This window comes from Pseudomonas sp. TUM25319 (genome assembly GCF_056388475.1).
In genome coordinates this window covers 4476941-4496826 of the sequence record NZ_CM150751.1, presented here as the reverse complement: position 1 = coordinate 4496826, position 19886 = coordinate 4476941, and the positions used below count along the sequence as shown (strand labels likewise).

The 19886-nt window shown below is 63.3% G+C and carries 17 protein-coding genes and 4 pseudogenes; 13 read left to right on the top strand and 8 right to left on the bottom strand.

Features of this window, described 5'->3' with window-relative positions:
* Window positions 1-89 precede the first annotated feature (89 nt).
* Window positions 90-812, bottom strand: coding sequence for a GntR family transcriptional regulator (locus AC05QJ_RS20490; protein ID WP_476743106.1), 723 nt, complete (start codon window positions 810-812; stop codon window positions 90-92).
* 581 nt (window positions 813-1393) lie between these two features.
* Between AC05QJ_RS20490 and AC05QJ_RS20485 the strand changes: the two genes are divergently transcribed.
* The 7 genes from AC05QJ_RS20485 (at window position 1394) to AC05QJ_RS20455 (ending at window position 7817) form a co-directional block, all read left to right on the top strand.
* The gene (locus tag AC05QJ_RS20485; RefSeq protein WP_476743105.1) at window positions 1394-2245 is read left to right on the top strand and encodes a glycine betaine ABC transporter substrate-binding protein; all 852 of its coding nucleotides are present in this window, start codon (window positions 1394-1396) and stop codon (window positions 2243-2245) included.
* A 105-nt stretch (window positions 2246-2350) separates the two neighbouring features.
* Entirely contained in the window at window positions 2351-3460 is a 1110-nt protein-coding gene (locus AC05QJ_RS20480) for a quaternary amine ABC transporter ATP-binding protein (RefSeq protein ID WP_476743104.1), read from the top strand.
* A complete protein-coding gene (locus AC05QJ_RS20475; RefSeq protein WP_476743103.1) occupies window positions 3457-4308 on the top strand; it encodes an ABC transporter permease in 852 nt (283 codons plus the stop codon). The genes AC05QJ_RS20480 and AC05QJ_RS20475 overlap by 4 nt, the downstream gene beginning before the upstream one ends.
* On the top strand, window positions 4305-5156 hold the full coding sequence (locus tag AC05QJ_RS20470; RefSeq protein ID WP_476743102.1) for an ABC transporter permease: 852 nt from the start codon (window positions 4305-4307) through the stop codon (window positions 5154-5156). Before AC05QJ_RS20475 ends, AC05QJ_RS20470 begins: the two co-directional genes overlap by 4 nt.
* A gap of 156 nt (window positions 5157-5312) precedes the next feature.
* Window positions 5313-6332, top strand: coding sequence for a GlxA family transcriptional regulator (locus AC05QJ_RS20465; RefSeq protein WP_476747974.1), 1020 nt, complete (start codon window positions 5313-5315; stop codon window positions 6330-6332).
* A 102-nt stretch (window positions 6333-6434) separates the two neighbouring features.
* Complete coding sequence (locus AC05QJ_RS20460; protein WP_476743101.1) at window positions 6435-7310, top strand: AEC family transporter; 876 nt, start codon at window positions 6435-6437, stop codon at window positions 7308-7310.
* A 30-nt stretch (window positions 7311-7340) separates the two neighbouring features.
* Complete coding sequence (locus tag AC05QJ_RS20455) at window positions 7341-7817, top strand: VOC family protein (RefSeq protein ID WP_476743100.1); 477 nt, start codon at window positions 7341-7343, stop codon at window positions 7815-7817.
* Between the two features lie 34 nt (window positions 7818-7851).
* On the opposite strand, the pseudogene AC05QJ_RS20450 reads toward AC05QJ_RS20455, so the two are convergent.
* A pseudogene (locus tag AC05QJ_RS20450) lies at window positions 7852-8013 on the bottom strand (con-10 family general stress protein); the annotation flags it as partial.
* Window positions 8014-8264: 251 nt separating this feature from the next.
* Here AC05QJ_RS20450 and AC05QJ_RS20445 point away from each other — a divergent pair.
* Window positions 8265-8441 (top strand): DUF6021 family protein, encoded by a 177-nt coding sequence (locus tag AC05QJ_RS20445; RefSeq protein ID WP_476743099.1) that lies wholly within the window; start codon window positions 8265-8267, stop codon window positions 8439-8441.
* 108 nt (window positions 8442-8549) lie between these two features.
* Here the strand turns inward: AC05QJ_RS20445 and AC05QJ_RS20440 are convergent.
* Window positions 8550-9146, bottom strand: a pseudogene (locus AC05QJ_RS20440) (methyl-accepting chemotaxis protein); the annotation flags it as partial.
* Between the two features lie 261 nt (window positions 9147-9407).
* A pseudogene (locus AC05QJ_RS20435) lies at window positions 9408-10229 on the bottom strand (cache domain-containing protein); the annotation flags it as partial.
* 389 nt (window positions 10230-10618) lie between these two features.
* Between AC05QJ_RS20435 and AC05QJ_RS20430 the strand changes: the two are divergent.
* From AC05QJ_RS20430 to AC05QJ_RS20410, 5 genes are all read left to right on the top strand, one after another.
* Window positions 10619-11938 carry an ammonium transporter gene (locus AC05QJ_RS20430; protein ID WP_476743098.1) on the top strand — a complete coding sequence of 440 codons (1320 nt, stop codon included), beginning with the start codon at window positions 10619-10621 and terminating at the stop codon, window positions 11936-11938.
* 64 nt (window positions 11939-12002) lie between these two features.
* Complete coding sequence (locus AC05QJ_RS20425) at window positions 12003-12344, top strand: DMT family transporter (RefSeq protein ID WP_476743097.1); 342 nt, start codon at window positions 12003-12005, stop codon at window positions 12342-12344.
* A 409-nt stretch (window positions 12345-12753) separates the two neighbouring features.
* Window positions 12754-13353, top strand: a complete 600-nt coding sequence (locus AC05QJ_RS20420; protein WP_476743096.1) for a PAAR domain-containing protein — start codon at window positions 12754-12756, stop codon at window positions 13351-13353.
* 4 nt (window positions 13354-13357) lie between these two features.
* Window positions 13358-14284 carry a DUF6402 family protein gene (locus AC05QJ_RS20415; RefSeq protein WP_476743095.1) on the top strand — a complete coding sequence of 309 codons (927 nt, stop codon included), beginning with the start codon at window positions 13358-13360 and terminating at the stop codon, window positions 14282-14284.
* The gene (locus tag AC05QJ_RS20410) at window positions 14281-14715 is read left to right on the top strand and encodes a hypothetical protein (protein ID WP_476743094.1); all 435 of its coding nucleotides are present in this window, start codon (window positions 14281-14283) and stop codon (window positions 14713-14715) included. Before AC05QJ_RS20415 ends, AC05QJ_RS20410 begins: the two co-directional genes overlap by 4 nt.
* Window positions 14716-14760: 45 nt before the next feature.
* Here the strand turns inward: AC05QJ_RS20410 and AC05QJ_RS20405 are convergent, their stop codons facing one another.
* The 4 genes and pseudogenes from AC05QJ_RS20405 to AC05QJ_RS20390 all read right to left on the bottom strand — a co-directional run bounded on the left by AC05QJ_RS20405 (window position 14761) and on the right by AC05QJ_RS20390 (window position 19869).
* The gene (locus AC05QJ_RS20405; RefSeq protein WP_476743093.1) at window positions 14761-14940 is read right to left on the bottom strand and encodes a hypothetical protein; all 180 of its coding nucleotides are present in this window, start codon (window positions 14938-14940) and stop codon (window positions 14761-14763) included.
* A gap of 11 nt (window positions 14941-14951) precedes the next feature.
* Window positions 14952-16313: an ammonium transporter gene (locus AC05QJ_RS20400; RefSeq protein ID WP_476743092.1), complete on the bottom strand. Its 1362-nt coding sequence runs from the start codon at window positions 16311-16313 to the stop codon at window positions 14952-14954.
* A gap of 167 nt (window positions 16314-16480) precedes the next feature.
* Window positions 16481-17059 (bottom strand): annotated as a pseudogene (locus AC05QJ_RS20395) (methyl-accepting chemotaxis protein); the annotation flags it as partial.
* A gap of 467 nt (window positions 17060-17526) precedes the next feature.
* Complete coding sequence (locus AC05QJ_RS20390) at window positions 17527-19869, bottom strand: DUF1989 domain-containing protein (RefSeq protein ID WP_476743091.1); 2343 nt, start codon at window positions 19867-19869, stop codon at window positions 17527-17529.
* Window positions 19870-19886: the final 17 nt, after the last annotated feature.

Sequence of the window (19886 nt, the reverse complement as noted above, 5' to 3'; positions counted from 1 at the left end):
AGGGACCTGGCTGTTCTTGTTTGATCCGGTGTTGCCACCCAGGCCGAAATGACTGGCGAACCTCGCCAACCTTCATGCTCCGGGGTATTTCAAAACGCGAGCGATACCTCCATGCCTTCCGGTGCGGCGTATTCCGCCATGCGCCGGCGCGACAGTTCCATATGCTCGCGAATCAGTTGTCCCGCCGCTTCCTTGTCGTGACGTGCAATGGCTTCGATGATCTGGTCGTGCTGGTCACAGGCCAGCTCCAGGTCCTTTTGCATGTCGATGGTGGTGGGGTGGCGGTAGAAAATCTTGCCCAGGCGTGCGTGGTCGATCAGGACCCGGCGCAGGCTCGGCATCAGGTAATCGTTGTGGGCCATCTTGCCGATCTCGAGATGGAACTCGTCGTTGTAGATGACCCGGTTTTCCACGTGCTGCTCTTCGATGGCCTGGCGGAACAGGGCCTGGATCCGGCGCAGCTCTGCGATCTCCGCCTCGGTGGCGCGGGTGGCGGCCAACTGGGTGGTGGCGATGTAGACCAGCGGCGCGGCCAGGAAGAAGGCCCGCAATGACTCATGACTCATGGCCGCCACGCGCGGGGCGCGGTTGGCCTCCAGCTCGATGTAGCCCTCGGCGGCGATCTGCCGCAGCAACTCGCGAACCGGCGGGCGGGACAGCCCGAACTCTTCACACAGTGCCAGTTCATCCACCACCGCGCCGGGTGCCAGTTCCATGCTCAGGATGCGCCGGCGCAGCGCTTCGGACAGAAGCGCCTTGCGATCCGGGGAGGCATCGACGATGGCTGGGGAGACGGCTGCGGTGGCTTTCATGGGAGCCTTTTTTGTACTCATCAGTTTGTGTCTACAATTTGTATAACGAATATAGGGGAGGAAAAGACAATGTGTCTACAGATATTTCGATGAGCGGTCACGGCTGCTGATCGAGAGGGCTGTGACAGGGTCTGATCCCCGGCTTCATTGGTGTACAGCTACAAAGGGTGCCCGAAAAGAAGGTCTTTATGGCATCCACGAGACGCACTCTTATCAAATCCCGCCATTGACATGCCAGTGCACGACAAGGTCTCAGGCACCGTTCAGGGCCTCAGAGCCCTGAAAACACTGGGGAAAATAGCACTTCTCATGAATTCTTTTTGAATTCTTCGGGTATACACAAAGAATACAATTCCGTTGACCGCCTCCTGAACCCGTGCGAATCTCGCCTCAAGGCCAGTGTTCGCGGGCACTTCCCCTGGTCAACCGGTGAACCCGGCGCCAGAAATCCCCCGCCAGAAAGTTGTGAAGCGGGTGCAGTCGAGCTTGGCTGCATCCAGAAACACGCAGTGCTAGAAACCAACAACAATCAATGGGCAAGCCATTGCCCTGCCAGCACCACAACCAGGAGATGAACCACAATGAAATTCTTCCGGAAGGCTCTCTGTACGCTCGCAATGGTCGGTCTTACCGCGTTCCAGGCCCACGCCGAGGAAAAGACCATCACCATGGGCACGCTGTCGTGGGAAGACCTCACGCCCATCACCACCGTGACCAAGAAAGTCCTCGAAGATGCCGGCTACACCGTCAAGGTGACCAACTTCTCCGAATGGGGCATCGCCTACGCCGCGCTGGGCAAGGGTGACATCCAGCTCCTCGCCTCGCAGATCGACTACGCCGCCCAGGATTACTGGAAAAAGAACAAGAACCGTCTGGAGAAGATCTCGCCGGTTTCCCACGGCCTGTACCAGGCCATCGCCGTTCCGCGCTACGTCACCATTGATTCGCTGGAAGAACTCAACGCCAACGCCGACAAGTTCGGCAACAAGATCGTCGGCATCGAGCCGGGTTCGGGCCTGATGAGCGATGCCGCCAAAGCGGTGACCGACTACGGCCTCAAGCTCAACCTCCTCGAAGGCAGTACCGCCGCCATGACCGCTGCGCTCAAGTCCGCCGTGGACCGCAAGGAATGGATCGCGGTCACCACCTGGGAGCCATCGTGGATGAGCCAGAAGTTCGACGTGAAATTCCTCAAGGACCCGAAAGGCTCCTTCGCGCCACCGCAGGGTTACTACTGGATCGGTCAGAAGGGCTTCTCGGCGCAGTACCCGCAGGCCCGCGAACTGGTCGCCGGAGTCTATCTGCCGCTGGCTGACATCACCGCCATCAACGGTGCGATGAAAGACGGCAAGACCGTGGAAGAGGCGGTCGCCGACTGGTCGACGAAAAACGCCGACCTGATCAAACGCTGGGAAAACATCAAAAAATACTGATTTGAAGTACCGCGTTGTCCGGGGCGTTTCCGGGCAACGCTTTGAACACTGCCGAACTGAACGTAATAAAAAAGCCAACCAGATTCCTGGTTCGACGGGTGCGAGATGAACACAGCAAGCGATGTAGCAGAAGACGTATTGGTGGAGTGCCAATCGGTCTGGAAGATTTTTGGCAAGAACGCCGATACCGCCATGCGTGCTTATAAAGAGCGTGGTTTGAGCAAGAAGCAGATTCTCCAGGAGTACGGCTGCGTGGTCGGCGTCTCGGAGGTCAGCCTCAAGGTCAAGCGTGGCGAGATTTTCTGCATCATGGGGTTGTCTGGCAGTGGCAAGTCGACCCTCATCCGTATGTTCAACCGCCTGATCGATCCGACCTCCGGGCAGATCCTGATCAAAGGCAAGGACATTGCCGCCCTCGATGCTGCAGCGCTGCGCGAAACCCGCGCCCGCCACATCGGCATGGTGTTCCAGAGCGTGGCCTTGCTGCCGCACCGCACCGTGCTGGAAAACGCCGCCTTCGGCCTGGAGGTGCGCGGTATTTCCAAGGCCGAGCGACACAAGGTGGCCGAACAGGCGCTGGCGAAAGTCGGCCTGAGCGACTGGGCGCAGCGCTACCCGGACGAACTGTCCGGCGGCATGCAGCAGCGCGTCGGCCTGGCCCGGGCGATTGCCTCCGATCCGGAAGTGATCCTGATGGACGAACCGTTCAGCGCCCTCGATCCGTTGATCCGCCGGCAGCTGCAGGACGAGTTCCGCCAACTCACCAAGTCCTTGGGCAAGTCTGCGGTATTCATCACCCACGACCTCGAAGAAGCCATCCGCATCGGTGACCGCATCGCCATCATGAAGGACGGTGTGATCATCCAGGAGGGCACCGCCGAGGACATCGTGCTCAAGCCCGCCGATGCCTACGTGGCCGAGTTCGTCGCCGGCATCTCGCGGCTGCACCTGGTCAAGGCGCATTCGATCCTGTCGTCCTGCGAAGCCTTCCGTCTGGCGCGGCCTGATGTGGACCCGGCGCGGCTGGTCAGCGCCGGTCCGCAGACCGACCTGGATGCCCTGATCAACCTGATGATCAGTTCCGGCGACGATGCCCTGGCTGTGGTCGAGAATGGCCAGGTGCTCGGTGTCATCACCCAGCAGGACCTGCTGCGCGGCGTGCAGGGCACCCCGGCTGCCGAGTCGTCGGCTGCGGTGCTGGAGAAAACCCCATGAACGCTTCCGGTTTCGCCGCGGCCTTCGACGAATTCGTCGATGCCCGGCTGGAGTGGCTGTCGGACAACGGCGGCTGGTTCTTCGACGGTCTCAACGATGTCTTGCACGCGGGTTACCAGGCCATCTACAGCGGCCTGACCCTGGTGCCGTACTACGTGATCATCCTGCTGTTCGGCGTGCTCGGCTGGCGCCTTACCCGCAGTTGGCGGTTTGCCGTGGGTGCCATGGTCGGGCTGTTGCTCTGCTCGATCATTGGCCTGTGGCCGCAGACCATGAGCACCCTGGCGCTGGTGCTGGCCGCCACCAGCATGGCGCTGATCGTCGGCATTCCCCTCGGCGTTGCCGCCGGCCTGATGCCGTCGCTGGACCGGGTCAGCGAGCCGGTGCTGGACCTGATCCAGACCCTGCCGCCCTACATCTATCTGCTGCCCGCCATCGCCTTGCTCGGCTACGGCCCGGGCACCGCGCTGGTGGCGACGTTCATCGTTGCCGTGCCGCCGGTGGTACGCCTGACGTCCCTGGGCATCCGCATGACGCCCAAGGTCTTCCTCGAACTGGGCCACGCCAGCGGCACCACCGGCTGGCAGCAGTTCTACAAGATCCGCCTGCCGTTCGCCTTGCCGAGCGTCATGTCCGGGGTCAACCAGGGCCTGATGATGGCCTTCGGCATGGTAGTGATCGCCGGCATCGTCGGTTCCGGCGGGCTGGGCGAGGTGATCTACGGCGCCATCCGCACCCTGGACATCGCCATGTCGATCAACGCCGCCATCGCCATCGTCATTCTTACCCTGATCCTCGACCGCATGGCCCAGAGCGCCACGCGCCTGGGCAGGAGGGCCGCGCAATGAATCCTGCTGACTTCAAGTTTTCGCCCGGCGCCTGGCTGGCGCCCTCGGTGGATTGGCTCAATGCCAACCTGCACGGCCTGTTCGCCGCCATCAGCCGTTTCATCGAGCTGGTCCTGGGTGGTATCGAAGGCGCACTGCTGGCGATTCCCGCCTACGGCATGATCGCTCTGGTGGCGGTACTTGCCGGGGTGCTGATCAACCTGCGCGCGGCGGTGCTGGCGGCGGTGATGCTCGGTTTCTGCCTGTTGTCCGGGTTCTGGACCGCGTCGATGCAGACCATCGCCCTGGTCACGGTGGCGGTGCTGATTTCGGTCGCCATCGCCTTCCCGCTGGGTGTGCTGGCATCGCGGATCAAGCGCCTGGACGCAGTGCTGCAGCCGATCCTCAGCGTGATGCAGACTGTGCCGCCGTGGGTCTACCTGATTCCTGCGGTGATGATCTTCAGCCTGGGCAAGGTGCCGGCGATCCTCGCCACCATCATCTATGGCATTCCGCCGATGCTGCGCCTCACCACCCTGGCGTTCAACCAGGTGCCCCGCGACCTGCTGGAACTGGGCCAGGCCATGGGCGCGACGCCTCGGGGCATCCTGCTGAAAATCGAGCTGCCGTCGGCCATGCCGACCCTGTTGGTGGGCCTGAACCAGTGCATCCTGCTGTCGCTGGCCATGGTCGTGCTGGCCGGGCTGGTGGGGGCGGGCGGTCTTGGGGCGGAAGTAACCCGCGGCCTGACCCGCATGGAAATGGGCCTGGGCTTGCGTGCCGGCCTGACCATCGTGGCCGTGGCACTGCTGCTCGACCGGCTGTCCCGCGGCGCACTCCAGGGGCGTCGGGTGAGGGCCGCACACTGACGAAAAATCCTGCAACGGCTGTTGGATAAGCGCCGCGCCGGCGTGCATCATCCACGATGCACGCCGGCGTTGTGGTTTCCGAAGTCACTCCGGTCACACCAGAACAAGATCGAACGAGGCATTAACGTGGTTGAAAGAAGGCATTTCAGTGATGCCATGCAGGGCTCGAACCTGCGCTTCACGGGCGAAAAAGGGCAAGGCGCCGCGCATCAGGGACGGGTAGGGTTCATCCTGCTCGAACACTTCTCCCTGCCGGCCTTCACCCAGGCGCTGGACACCGTGGTCACCGCCAACCTGATCCAGTCGGCATCCTTCACCTATCGCACCTTCACCATGGACGGCGGCTCGCGGGTCAGCGACCTGGGGCTGGTGATCTGCCCGGATGCCGCCCTCAGTTCCGCCAGCCTCGATGACCTTGACCTGCTGGTGGTGTGTGGCGGCCTGCGCACCGTGCTGCAGCCGATTCCGGAGCTGGCGCAGATGCTCCTGCGCGCGGCCGAGAAGCATGTGGCCCTGGCCGGTTTGTGGAACGGTGCCTGGTTCCTTGGCCAGGCCGGACTGCTCGACGGCTACCGCTGCGCCGTGCATCCCGAGCACCGTGGTGCCGTGGCAGAGATCGCCAGGGACAGCCAGGTCACCAGCGAAAGCTACATGGTCGACCGCGACCGCCTGACCGCCGCCAGTCCCGCCGGAGCTTTCCACATGGTCCTGGAGTGGATCAACACCCTGCATGGTCGGGGCATGGTGGATGCCATCGTCGATATTCTCGCCTTCGAAGAGTCCCGCTATCGCCGGGCGCGGCCGACGTTGCACGAGAAAATGAGCGAGCCGCTGCGCGAAGCCATCAACCTGATGAGCGCCAACATCGAAGAACCCTTGAGCCAGGATCAACTGGCCCATTACGTCGGCCGTTCCAAACGGCAGATCGGCCGCCTGTTCATGACCCAGTTGGGCACCACCCCGGTGCGTTACTACCTGGAACTGCGCATCACCGAAAGCCGCCGCCTGCTGCAGCACTCCGACCTGCAACTGATCGATGTGGCGCTGGCGTGCGGCTTCGTTTCGCCGAGCCATTTCAGCAAGTGCTATGCGTCCTTCTACGGCTACGGGCCGTCGAAGGAGATCCGCCATGGCCTGGTGAAAGGCGGCAAGACCAAGAAGAGCGAGGAAAAGTAGGCGCCACCCTGGTGGGGGCCCGGAGGGGCGCCAGGCCATACGGCTTGCGCCCGGCCCCCGCGGGCTTCTAGCATGGACACCTTTTACACAGGACACGCTTCCATGCTGGCTTCGCTGTTCGCCGTTCTGGCACCGGTTTTCATCGTCGCCGGTATCGGCTTCATCTGGGCCCGCAAGGGCAATGCCTACCCCACGGAATTCATCGCCAGCCTGGTGATGACCATCGGCACGCCGTGCCTGGTGCTGTCGACCCTGCATCGCACCCAGCTCGATCCCGCCGCCTTCACCCACATGGCCCTGGCCTGTGTGATCTGCATGCTGGTGATGGCCGCGATCGGTTACGGCGTCAGCCGTGCGTTCGGCGAGCATTGGCGGGTGCTGATGCCCGCGTTCATGTTTCCCAACACCGGCAACATGGGCCTGCCGGTGGCGCTGTATGCCTTTGGCGATCAGGGCCTGGCGCTGGCGGTGGCGTTCTTCCTGACCCTGTCCAGCTTCCAGTTCACCCTGGGCATCGCGATTTCAGGCGGTGCGACCACCTTCCGTTCGCTGCTGAAAAACCCCATCGTTGTCAGCCTGGCGCTGGCCTTGCCGGTGATCTTCTTCGATGTGCGCCTGCCGCTGTGGCTGAGTAACACCGTCGACCTGGTGGGCGGCATGGTGATTCCACTGATGCTCCTCACCCTCGGTGTCTCGTTGGCGAGCATCCGCCTGCATCATGTAGGGCGCGGGTTGTTCATCGGCGGCCTGCGTATCGTGCTGGGGGCGGGGGTGGGCTGGGGCATTGGCATGTTGCTCGGCCTCGATCACCTGGCCCATGCCGTGCTGGTGATGCAGTCGGCGATGCCGGTGGCGGTGTTCAATTACCTGCTCGCAGTGCGCGCCAACCGCTCGCCGGAGCAGGTGGCCAATGTGGTGATGTGCTCGACGGTGCTGTCGTTCGCCTGGTTGCCGTTCGTACTGGCGGGGTGGATGTAGCGTGATACCGTCCCTGGAGGACTATCGGTCATGGAGTTGAAATTCAGCCACATCGACATTCTGGTCAATGATCTCGAAGCCGCCTGCGCCCACTATGCCCGGGTGTTTTCGGCGCGGGTGTCCCGGCCTTTTACCTGGCAGCGCGACGGCCTGCATGTGCGCTATGCGCTGGTGGTGTTCGGCGGAGAGCGTTTCATCCTGGTCCAGCCTCACACCGGCAACCTGCGCGAGCTGCTGGAGCGCAGCGGCGAGGGCACCATCTACCGGCAGTGCTACACAACGCCGGACATCCTGCTGGCCTACGACGAACTGGTCGCGAAGGGCGAGCAGCCGGAGGACGAAAACGGCAAGCCGTTGGCGCGGGAGGATCTGGATTCACCCAGCGGGGTGAGGATCATCTGGCTGCCCAAACGCTTCGGGCAGTTCTCCATCGAAATTCTGCAGGCCGACGAGCTGGAGCGGTTTGTCGAGAGTGCCTTCTCGGTGTCCGACGCGTCGCAGCACTGAGTGCGGGGAGGGCCGCGATGCGGCCCTTTTTCAACTACTGGCTTTTACGTCCACCGCCATGGCTGTGTTGCCCTCCGGTGCGGCCGGCTTCGGCGGCACGCTGCCGGTCATTGGCGAAGTTCCCCCCGGAATTCTGGCCCCCCTTGCGTCCGGCTTCGGATGCCTTCTGCCGGTCGTTGGCGAAATTGCCCGGATTGGTGCTGCCCTGCTTGCCTTCGGTCTTGGCCATGGTCTTCACCTCATGTGGTTGCGGGTTGCACACAGGTCGTCCCGTGTTCAGGTACGACGCAACCCGGGCCCGGGCTGCTCAACCCCATTGCCGCAGACCCGACGAACTGCGCCAAAGAGTGCCCGGCCAATCATTTGCGGGCCGGATTCGGGTGAAATCCGATGGAACGTTGTGGTCATGTGCGAGGCCCTAATTCTGAACCTATCGGGAGCCAGACCATGAACGACAAACCCTCGCACGACAACGGCCCGCATTCCTCCGAGCATTCCAGCGGCGACAACGACCTGGGCTTCGACCCGGATTCGCCTGACGTGGACGATCCGCAGGTCGATCCTGTCGGGCCGGCCAAGGCGCCGAAGGGCGGGCCCCATGACGATACCGGCGAGCGGGACTGAGGCGCTGCTGGCCCCTCCCGCCTTTATGGCGGCCCCCTTTCTTGGAAAAAGGGGGCATGGAACGATCAAACCATCCACCAACAGAGAGCCACATCAGTCCCTGGGTGTTCAGATCCTGAACTGACGCACCAGCGCCCGCAGGTGCGCTTCCAGCGACGACAGGCTCTGCGCCGTCTGCGCGCCCTGGCGGGTCTGTTCGGCGACGCTGTCTACGGCCACGGCAATCTGGTGCACGCTGCGGTTGATTTCCTCGGCCACGGCGGTCTGCTCCTCGGCGGCGCTGGCAATCTGCGCGTTCATTGAACTGATGGTGCCGATCAGCGAGGACATGGCGTCCAGCGAGGTGCCGGCTTCGCTGGCCTGATCGCGGGTGGCATCGCCGGTTTCGCAGGAGTGACGCATCGACTCCACCGCCGAATGGGTGCCGGCGGTGAGGCGGTCGATCATCACCTGGATTTCCTGGGTGCTCTGCTGGGTGCGGCTGGCCAGCCCGCGGACTTCGTCGGCGACCACCGCGAAGCCGCGCCCGGCCTCACCGGCCCGGGCGGCCTCGATGGCCGCGTTGAGGGCCAGCAGGTTGGTCTGCTCGGCGATCGAGCGGATCACCCCGAGGACGCTGACGATGGACTGCACGTCCTGTTGCAGGCTGTCCAGCGAGGTGCCGCTGCCGCGAATGTTCTCCACCAGGGCGTGGATACGCTTGATGCTGCCGTCCACCACCTGCCGCGCCTGCTGGCCCTGGGTGTCGGTTTCCTGGGCCGCGTGGGCGGCGTTCTGCGCGCTGTGAGCCACTTCCAGGGCGGCGGCGGACATCTGGTTGATCGCCGTCGCCACCTGGGTGGTTTCGTGGCGTTGCTGTTCCATGGCGGCTTCGGAGCGGCGGCTCTGGCTTTCCACCGACTCCACCAGGGTCGACAGCTCGCCGCTGACCTCCACCACCTGGCGCACCAGGCCCTGGATCTTCTCGACGAAACGGTTGAACGAGCCGGCCAGTTGGCCCAGCTCGTCGTTGCCGGCGCGCAGGCGGTGGGTGAGGTCGCCGTCGCCGGCGGCGATGTCGTCGAGGTTGTCCTTCATTGCCTTGAGCGGCTTGAGCAGGGTGTTGCTGAGCATCAGCCCGGCGACGCCGAGGATCACCAGCAGCACCGCCGCGATGGCCAGGATGCTGGCGAGGATCGACTGGATGCGCTGGTCGATCTCGGCACGCAGTTCGGTAATGCGCAGTTCGATGTTGTCCAGGTTCACCGCCGTGCCCACGGCCATGTCCCACTTGGGCAGGTAGTAGCTGTAGGCGAGCTTGGGCACCTGCACGCTTTCGTTGCCCGGCAGCGGTGAGCTGTAGTTCACGTAGTGGCTGCCATCCTTGGCCACCCGTACCAGTTCGCGGTTGATGAACACGCCGTTGACGTCCTTGCGGTCGCTGAGGTTCTTGCCCACGTCCACCGGGCTGTCGCCACGGAACAGGCGGACCACGCTGGAATCGTGGGCGAAGAAGTAACCGTCCTTGCCGTACTTGATCTTCGACAGGATCGCGATGGCCTGGGCGCGGCTGGCGGGGTCGTCGTTGGCGGCGCCGTCGTACAGGCTCTGGACCGAACCGAGGCCGATCTGCATGTAGTGTTCGAGGCTCTGGCGGCTCTCGTCCAGCAGGCGCTGGCGGGTTTCGCTCACTTCGCTTTCGGCGAGGCTGCGCAGGATCCGGTCCGCTGCGCCGCTGATCACCAGGGCAAAAATCAGTACGGGCAAGACGGCGAGCAACAGCAGTTTTGTTTTTAGAGTCAGCTGCATCTTCGTTTCCTCAGTGGCGTCGCACATTGCGAGGGGTTTACCGATTCATCGGCAGGGCGGGGCAAAGCTGTAGACGCGGCGCCGCCAGCGGACGCCGGCCTTCGGCACCATTCTGGTGAGGCGTGATTAAAATTGCACAAAAAGAAACTTAGTTTCCCTTGAGGAATTAATTGACGCGTCTTTCCGGCTCGTCTTCTGAAACTAAAAATCCTTTTGATTCAGTGGCCTGCGCTGATTTTTGGCGTCGCTGGAGAACTTGGCAGACCAATTGCCTTGTCGTTGAGGCAACTCAACAGCCCCGGGCAAGCACGACCTTCCCGAGGCACCCGAATGCCGGTCCGTCATCCGAAATGAGCGCCGGCATCCCCATCGATTGGAGGCAGTGGGCAATGATCCGGTTTTCACCTGTGGTCCGCGGTACCTTGGGCCTTTCCCTGATGATGAGCATGACCGCGGCGCTGGCCGAGGATGCGGTACCGGCGATCGACAGCGGCGACACGGCCTTCGTGGCGCTGTGCTCGCTGGTGGTGCTGCTGATGATGCTGCCGGGTCTGGCGCTGTTCTACGGTGGCATGGCGCGGAGCAAGAACGTGCTGTCGATCATGATGCAGGTGTTCTGCACCTCGTCGCTGATGGCGGTGCTGTTCGCGGTGTACGGCTACAGCCTGACCTTCGCCGACGGCGGTTCGCTGCAGGCGGTGATCGGCGGTGTCGACAAGCTGTTCATGAGCGGAGTGACCAAGGACACGGTGGTCGGCACGCTGCCCGAGTACCTGTATTTCCTGTTCATGCTGCTGTTCGCCGCGATCACCCCGGCAATCATCGTCGGCGCCTTCGCCGAGCGCATGAAATTCAGTGCGGTGCTGGTGTTCATGGCCATCTGGCTGACCATCAACTACATCCCCATGGCGCACATGGCCTGGGGCGGCGGCTGGGTGTTCAACCTCGGCGTGCAGGACTTCGCCGGCGGCAACGTGGTGCACCTCAACGTCGGCATCGCCGCCCTGGTGGGCGCCTGGATGCTGGGGCGTCGTCGCGGTTTCGGCACCTCGCAACTGGCCCCGCACAACATGACCATGACCTTTACCGGCGGCTGCATGCTGTGGGTCGGCTGGCTCGGCTTCTGCGGCGGCTGCGCCCTGGCGGCCAACGGCTTTGCCATGATGGTGATGGTCAACACCATGCTCGCCAGTTGTGCCGGCGCGCTGGGCTGGATGATCGTCGAGTGGCAGCACCGTGGCCGGCCGAGCCTGTTCGGTGCCATCTCCGGCGCCATCGCCGGCCTGGTGGCGATCACCCCGGCCTGCGGTTTCGTCGGCCCGATGGGCGCCATCCTGCTGGGCCTGATCGCGGGGCCGGTGTGCGTCTGGTCGGTGGACAAGCTCAAGCCGATGATCGGCCTCGATGACGCCTTCGATGTGTTCGGCGTGCATGGCGTGGCGGGCATTCTCGGCGGCCTGCTGACCCCGGTGTTCGCACTCACCGCCATCGGTGGCCAGGGCTTCGCCGAGGGTCGTGGGCTGATGGAGCAACTGTCGGTGAATGCCGGCGCCATCCTGTTCAGCATCACCGTGTCGGCCATTACCAGTTGGGTTGCCTTCAAAGTGGCGGCAGCCCTGTGTGGCGGCCTGCGGGTGGATGAAGAGGCCGAGGTCGACGGCCTGGACCTCTCCGCTCATGGCGAGGTGGGTTACAAGTATTCGAACTGAGCGTTGCAACACCCTGCGCCGACGCCTTGCGTCGGCGTTTGCATTGGGATCGAGGAGTGGGACGATGGGTTGGTTGAATGGATGGGGTTACCTGATTCTTGCGGGCGTGTGCGAGGTGTTCTACGCCTCGATCATCCCCCGCACCGAAGGCTTCACCCGGCTGTGGCCGAGCCTGTATTGCGGGGTGTTCCTCAGCCTGAGCATCTACCTGCTGAGCCTGTCGGTGCGCGAGTTGCCACTGGGGCTGGCGTACGCGGTGTGGGTCGGGATCGGCACCCTGGGGACGGTGGTTTACGGCAGCCTGTTCCTGGGCGAGTCGCTGGGCGTGCTCAAGGGCTTGTGCCTGTTGATGATCATCGGCGGGATCGTGGGGTTGAAGCTGGTGGGAGAGAGTCAGGTGGCTTGAGGTCGTTGGTGGCTGCACGGGTATCTACACCTATTGCAGGCAGGCACAGGATCCTGTGGGAGCCGGCCTTGCCGGCGATGGCGTCATTGCAGCCGGCACCGTTACCTGGTCGGGCGTCATCGCTGCGGTTCGGCGCGGTGACAAGCTCCATAAGGACCGCAGCACTCCTGGGCTAATTACCTGGCGCCAATCTTGTAGGTTTTGAGCTGCACCTGCAAAAGCAAAATAGCGGCAATGCTCAGTCGTTTCTTGGTTGAAAAGAGGAATTTTCCTACTTTTTTTCTTTTGCTAATGCTCCCATCCTTTGCCGTTTGGATAACTGGTCTTTCAGATCTGTGGAACGCCGGTGTCATCCATCAAATGGCTAGGCGTACGTCGCAATGACGGAGGCGCCAGGATTGGAGGTTCAATGATTGAAGGTTTTTTCATCCGATCGGGAGACAAGACCACCTGTGGTGGGGTTGTCCAGTACGGCGACGAGTCCATTAACCTGTTTGGCTTCGCCCATGCCCGGGTGGGTGATCCTGTGACTTGCGGGGTGACCGGCAGAACCTACCAGATAGAAGGAGGAGTCCAGGGGTTCGACAGTCATGGTCGGTTGATGGCGGGTACGCTGGACAGCCTCAGTTCGTGCCCCTGTCGCGCGCGTCTGATTCACTCGCAAACCTTCATGCGATACGAGCGAAAAGCCGAGCCGTCCGTTTCCCGAGCGGTCGGCTCGCACTCTCATCAGCCAGTACACCCAGAATCCCAGTCGTCCAGCGTGACGCACAGAGGTCCGTTGCCCGCAACGGCTGACGAGACAGGGATCGAGCGATGCAGTGGCGGTTTTCAACTATTCGATCAACGTGGCATGCCGTGTGGAACGCGTCGGTATGCGCTGCTGAAAAATGGTACCTGTCTGGCTGGAGATACGCTCAATGAGCAGGGTTACAGCCACATCTGCTACAGCGCCAATACCATCCATCTGGTTATCGCCACCGGCGCTGCGGCGCCCATTCTGGAGTAATGCGATGTCCCTGAACGATTTCGAGCAGGCCGATGCGCTGGGCCCGGACACCCTTTATGTATTGTCGAATGCCACCTTGGATACCGCACCGGGTAAGAACCACCCACCCAAGAAGGTCGTGATCAACCGGCTGGCCCTCACGCGCCTGCCAAAAGCCATGCGCAATATGGGCTGGGAAACGGCTGCGGCGCTTATGCAACGTTGGTTTGATAGTCCGGCGTGGGCGATGCCGGCAGACTGGAAAGACACGAGAACACAGCCGAATTCGATGAGTTTCAGCGATGCCAACTGTGATCAGCAAATCGTGAAGATGGCATGGGCAATGAAATATGAAAGTACTCGGAATGCAGTGGAGCTCGCTCAGACATTAATCGATACGCCCAACGCGATTAAGTTGTTGAGGAAACGACTAGCGGCGGCTGGCTGGGTGCCGGGAAGTCCTTTCGAGCTAGGTTTTTTCAATATGTCAGCGGTGCAGATGGACGCTGTATCGCAAGTAAATTTCTCTGAGTTTGGCAAAACTCTGGATACGTTGGATGATATGTATGGAGCTCTTGGGAAAGCTACTGTCAAGGTCGGATTGGTAGGATCAGCACATACTGAATTTGATTCGGTTACAGAAAAATATCGGCACTATTTCAGGGTTTCATACGTCGGTTTCTACATCAGAGATAACTATGACTTTAACGGGCCGCAGTACCTAGGGACTTGGACAGAAGACCGAGTGTTGTCCAAGGCCGAGACGATCATTAGTCTGACTCCTTCGGGACATACCATTATCAACTTGGGAGACGGGCCTTTTGCAGCAGTAACCAACGCGGACTTTCGAACTTACAGAGACGCGACCGGCCGAGGTGGAGATTTTGTTGTGTATTCCGACGTCCTCTGGCGAAAGCACGAGCGGCTGATCGACCTGGGTGAGTTTGTGTGACTATCGCCAGGAAGATATTGATCTGCACTGCAGTTTCCGGGGCTGTCTGGTTCGCGTCCGAGTGGTGGGAAACCGGATTAGCGCAGCCGTTGGGCCATGCGACGATCAGCCCGAATGGTTGCTACAGGGTCGAGACCTTCAAGCCTTTCTGGATACTGCCCGATATTTTCCATCGCTGGTCGCATCCGGATGATCATGGCCCTACCACCTGGTTTCCCTGGTGGGAATACCCCGGCTTCTACCGGCTTTACGATCAGCGCACAGGGCAACTCCTTGGCCAGAGCAAGATCTATGACCTGCAGCACGATAGTGGTCAGCTGGGGTGGGGCAGTAGAGCTGATCCGGAGGTGACAGCGGGTCTTATTTACATTGGCCCCAACACCCCCGACTGCATTGGCGACCGTCCTCTATCCACCAACAGCAGCCGCTGACTCGTCCTCCATTCGAGGCCCACGGTGTGGGCCTCGAAATTCGTGTCACTTCAACTTCGGCAACTCTTCATCCGGCAACGCATAACTGTGCTTCTCATGCACGAATGTGGTCACCAGGGCATACACGGTCGCTGCTACCACCACCAGGGTGATGAAGCCCAGCACGACCGGCTTGTCGGCGAAGGTGAACACGGCGCTGGCGCCTTCGTAGGTACTGATGCTCATGGCGTTGCTCCTCAGACGGTGGCTTTGCTTTCGGCGATCAGGTTCGCCTTGGGTTTGCTGGCCGGTTCTCCGTAGATGCCGCTCCATTCCGGATAGGCCTGGGCCGGGACTTCGGTGAGGTCGAGGCCGCGCTCTTCAGCATGGGCCGGTACCCGCAGCACACCCGCCTTCATCAGGGCCCACGACACCAGGTAACCCGGAATGAAGCCCAGCGCCGCCATCACCACCGCACCGCCCAGCTGGCCGAAGAAGCTGATCGGCGCCATGCCGTTCATGTTCGGGTAGCCCGCAAGGAAGATACCGCTGACCACCAGCCCGGCGAAGCCGCCAAAACCATGCACGGCGAAGGCGCCGACGGCGTCGTCGAGGCGGAATTTGAGCAGCAGGTTGTTCACCAGCGGCGCCAGGGCGGCGACGCACATGCCGATCAGGTAGGCAAGGCCGGGGTGATAGAGGTCCAGGCCCGGTGCAACGGAGATGATCCCCACCAGGCCGCCGGACATCATCCAGTACGGCTCGCGGGTGGTCAGGTAGGCGCCGATCAGGCCGCCGGCAAAGCCCATCAGGGTGTTGAAGGCGAAGGCGGAGAGGGTGGTGGGCTGGCCGTAGATGTTGATCCACTGCGCGCCGGAGCTGTAGATGATGCAGCCGCCGAGGAAGCCGAAGAAGCCGACGATGATCAGCATCAGGCCGACCACGCTCATCGGCATGCTGTGGCCGACGATGGCGTTGGCGCTGCCGTCCGGGTTGAAGCGGCCGATACGCGCGCCGAGGTTGATGACTACCGCCAGGGCGAAGAAGCCGGCGATCATGTGCACCACGCCCGCGGCGCCGACGTCATGGTAGCCCCACTTCACGGTCAGCCAGCCTTCCGGGTGCCAGCCCCAGGACGCGCCGAACAGCCACAGCACCGAACCGAGCAGGATGGTCATGATGATGAAGGCGCTCATCCGCGCCCGCTCGATGATGGCCCCGGAGAGGATCGAACCGGTGGTGGCGGCGAACAGGGCGAAGGCGCCCCAGAAGATGCCGGTGGCGTTGTCCTTGATGTTCGGGCCCATGCTCTGGCTCCAGGGCATGGCCCCGAGCAGTGCGTCCATGCGCGGCACGATGCCGTCGGGGAAGGCGTTGTAGATGGCCCAGCCGAACAGGAAGAAGGTGGGGACGATGAAGCCGAAGGCGAGGATGTTCTTGACCCCGGCGGCGAGGGCGTTCTTCAGGCGCGAGGCGCCGATTTCGTAGGAGAGGAACCCTGCGTGAATCAGGATCATCAGGGCGATGCACCACCAATAGAAAATTTCCATATTGAGGGTGTTGGTCATCTCGATCAGACCCTTGAGTTCCTCCAGGGTCGGCGTTTTCTGTTCTTCCATCACTCAATCCTCGATGCACATTCTTCGGAATAGTTGTGGTGGGCAGAGGGAAGGGGACCGCTTGCCTTCAGGCTTTTGTTGTTGTGTGTGTTCAAGGGCCTCATCGCTGGCCAGTCAGCGCCCACAGACAGGTGGGAGCTGGCTTGCCAGCGATGCGGTTACTGACTCTGCAACATGGTCTGGATCTGCTGCACCGACTCCTGTGTCCGCCGTGCCAGGTTGCGCACTTCGTCGGCGACCACGGCGAAGCCACGACCCCCTTCGCCCGCCCGCGCCGCTTCGATGGCGGCGTTGAGGGCCAGCAGGTTGGTCTGTTCGGCGATGCTGCGGATCACCCCGGCGACCTTGGCGATCTGGCCGTAGGTGGCCTGGATGCTGGCCTGTTCCCGTTCGTGCAGGCTTTCGGCGGTCTTCTCGTCGCTGATCTCGCGCACCGCGCCGGTGACCCAGGTCAGCCGGCCACGGGCATCGCGCAGGCAGCGGCCGCGCTCGCGGAACCACACTTCGCCACGGCTCTTGTGACGCATGCGGTATTCCACTGCGTAGAAGCCGTCGCCACTGCTGTCGACCATCGAGGCGTTGAAGGCCTTCATCACGTTCTTCAGGTCGTCGGCGTTGACCACGCCGAAATAGCTGTCCCAGCCATCGGGGAATTCGTCGCGGCCATAGCCGATCAGGTTGCGGAACTGCTCCGACCAGCGAATCACGTTCTGCGGATGGTCGGGGTCGCCATTGACCACGTTCATCGCCCAGCAGCCTTCGGTCAGGGTGCGCTTGGTCAGCTCCCAGACCTGGCGGTCCTCGTCCCAGCGCTGGCGCTCGGCTTCGAGGGCCAGGCAGCGCTGCTCGGCTTCGTCGCGCTCGGTTTCGCGCTGCGCGGCTCGGGCTTCGGCCTCCGCCACGCGACGTTGCAGGGCAGCGTGCTCCTCGGCGGTGCAGGGTGGTGGCGGTTGCCGTTCGGCCTGCTGGCGCGCCCGCTGCAGTTCGGTCCAGTCCCGTTGCAGGTGCTGGAGGGCTCCGGCCAGGCGCGGCTGGCTCTGCAGAAGCGGCGGGCTGAGCGCGCCGCCGCTGTCGCTGGAGAGGTGTTCGAGCCACTGGCTGACTTCGTTGGCCAGGTCACTGGAAGCCTTGCTGAACCACATCGCTCGCTACTCCTTGAGGCTGGGGGACAGTCCCTTCCCAACTACTAGCAATTTCTCCACCAGTTTCACCGTCACGCCCGCACGCGGCTCTTGTCCGGGTCGTAGGCCACGGTGCCGGCCGCCACCGTGGCGCCGATGCGCTTCTGCTGGCCATCGAGCTTGCCCACCTCCAGGCGTGTGCCGGGCGCGCTGTGGGCGACGTCGAGGCGGCACAGGGCGATGTTCTTGCCCAGCACCGGCGAGCGGGTGGCGCTGGTGATCACCCCGACCTGGGCTCGCCCCAGGCGCACGCAGTCGCCGTGGGCGGCCGGCTCGTTGCCGTCCAGCTCCAGGCCCACCAGTTTCTGTTGCGGCTGGGCACCACGGCGCAGCAGGGCATCACGACCGATGAAGTCGGCCTGCTTGCTTTTCAGCGGTACGCAAAAACCGATACCGGCCTCGAAGGGATCGGTCTGGTCGCTGAACTCATAGCCGGCGAAGATCAGCCCGGCCTCGATGCGCAGCATGTCCAGTGCCTGCAGCCCGAGCGGCACCAGGCCCAGCGGATCGCCCAGTTCCCAGACGCGGTTCCACACGCGCAGCGCGTCGCTGGGGTGGCACCAGATCTCGTAGCCCAGCTCGCCGGTGTAGCCGGTGCGCGAGACCATCAGCGGCGGGCCGTTGTAGTCGTCGAGACGACCGGTGAGGAAGCGGAACCAGCCCAGGTCGTTGAGCGCCGGCTGGGTGCCGGGCGTCCAGATCATGTCCTGGAGCAGGGCGCGGGCCAGCGGGCCCTGCACGGCGATGTTGTGGATCTGCTCCGAGGCGCTCTTGACCCACACCTTCATGCCCAGCTTCGCCGCCTGTTCGCGCAGCCAGTCGCCGGCATGGTCTTCGCCGCCGATCCAGCGGAAGGCATCGGCGCCCAGGCGCAGCAGGGTGCCGTCGTCGAGCATGCCGCCGTGTTCGTAGCACATCGCGCTGTAGACCACCTGACCCACCGCCAGCTTGCGCACGTCGCGGGTCAGGCAATGGTCGAGCAGGGCTTCGGCGTCGGGGCCGAGCACTTCGAATTTGCGCAGGGCGGAAAGGTCCATCACCGCCACCCGTTCGCGGCAGCCGTGGTATTCGGCCAGGGTGCCGTAGCCGTCGTACTGCAGCGGCGTCCAGAAACCCCGGTATTCGGCGAACTGCCGGGTGAGGGCGGAAGTGCCCGGATGGAAGCCGCTTTCGCGGGTCAGCACCGGGTCGGCGTCGGGCGTTTTGCGAGTGGCCATGGCGATACTGAAGCGCTCCTGTTCGGAATACACGCGGATATGGATGTCGGTGGGCAGCCAGCCGTTGGCCGGGTCGATATCGTCCGGGCATGAACTGCTGGCGCAGACCAGGTCGGTCATGGCGCGCAGCAGCACGTAGTCGCCGGGGCGCGACCAGGGCTCGTCGAGGGTCAGGTGCTGGTGGGCATCGACACCGGTGTTGAAGAAGAAATTGATCGCCGGCCAGCCGGCCCGTGGCGTCACGCCGTGGGCCGCAAGGGCGCGGCTGATATTGTCGCTGCAGTTGTCGTGACCGAAGTAGCCCTGGGACTCGTAGTAACGGGCGGTGCAGGCGAGGGCGAAGGTGTCGTGGCGTCCGACCGTGTCGCGCACCACCTCGAGCATGGGTTGCAGGTTGCGGTCGTAGAAGCGGCTGAACAGGCCAGGGCCAGGATAGGCGTTGCCGTTGAGGGTGCGGGTGACGGTGGGGTCGAGGTCGATCTCGCGACCGGCGTCGAGGCCGCGGCGGTCGAAGGCAACGAAGTCCGAGCACTGCCGGCCGGCGACGTCGATCACCTGAATGTACTGGCCGGCGCCGACCACGTAGTCGCGGGCGGTGCCGGGGCTGAGGGTGAATTCGTCCACCAGTTCGCCCAGGGGCGCCGGCAGCGGCGGGGCGATGGACTGGCGCGGGTTGGCCCGGTGCACCACCAGGCGCAGCTCGCTGGCCCGCGCCTGGCTGTCCACCGCCACTGCACCGCCGGGAGCGGCCACCAGCACCAGCAGCGCCTCGGCGGCGTGGAAGCGCCGGCTGTGGCTGGCCGGGGTGCCGGCGGGCCACAGCCGTGCGGCGTCCGGCAGGTGCCGACAGTCGATGCCGCGTCGGGCCAGCCCGGCGCTGACATGGGCGGCGTCGCGACTGCCGTCGTGCAGCAGGTGGCCGATGAAGCGTGCCCCGGGGCTCGGCGCCAGACCGAGGGCGCCGAGTACCGGACGGCTGCCGGCGAAGGCCAGCAGTTCGGCGCTCTGGTCGCCTTCGAGGTCGATCACTTCCAGTCGGTCGCCGGGCTCCAGGCCCACCACCGTCAGCCCGCCGGGGGCGACGCGGTGGCGCTCCAGGTGGGCGGCACGGGCAAACAGCGCCGGTTCCAGCGGCCGCGATATCACGGGAAATTGCATGCAAGGCTCCTTGGGTG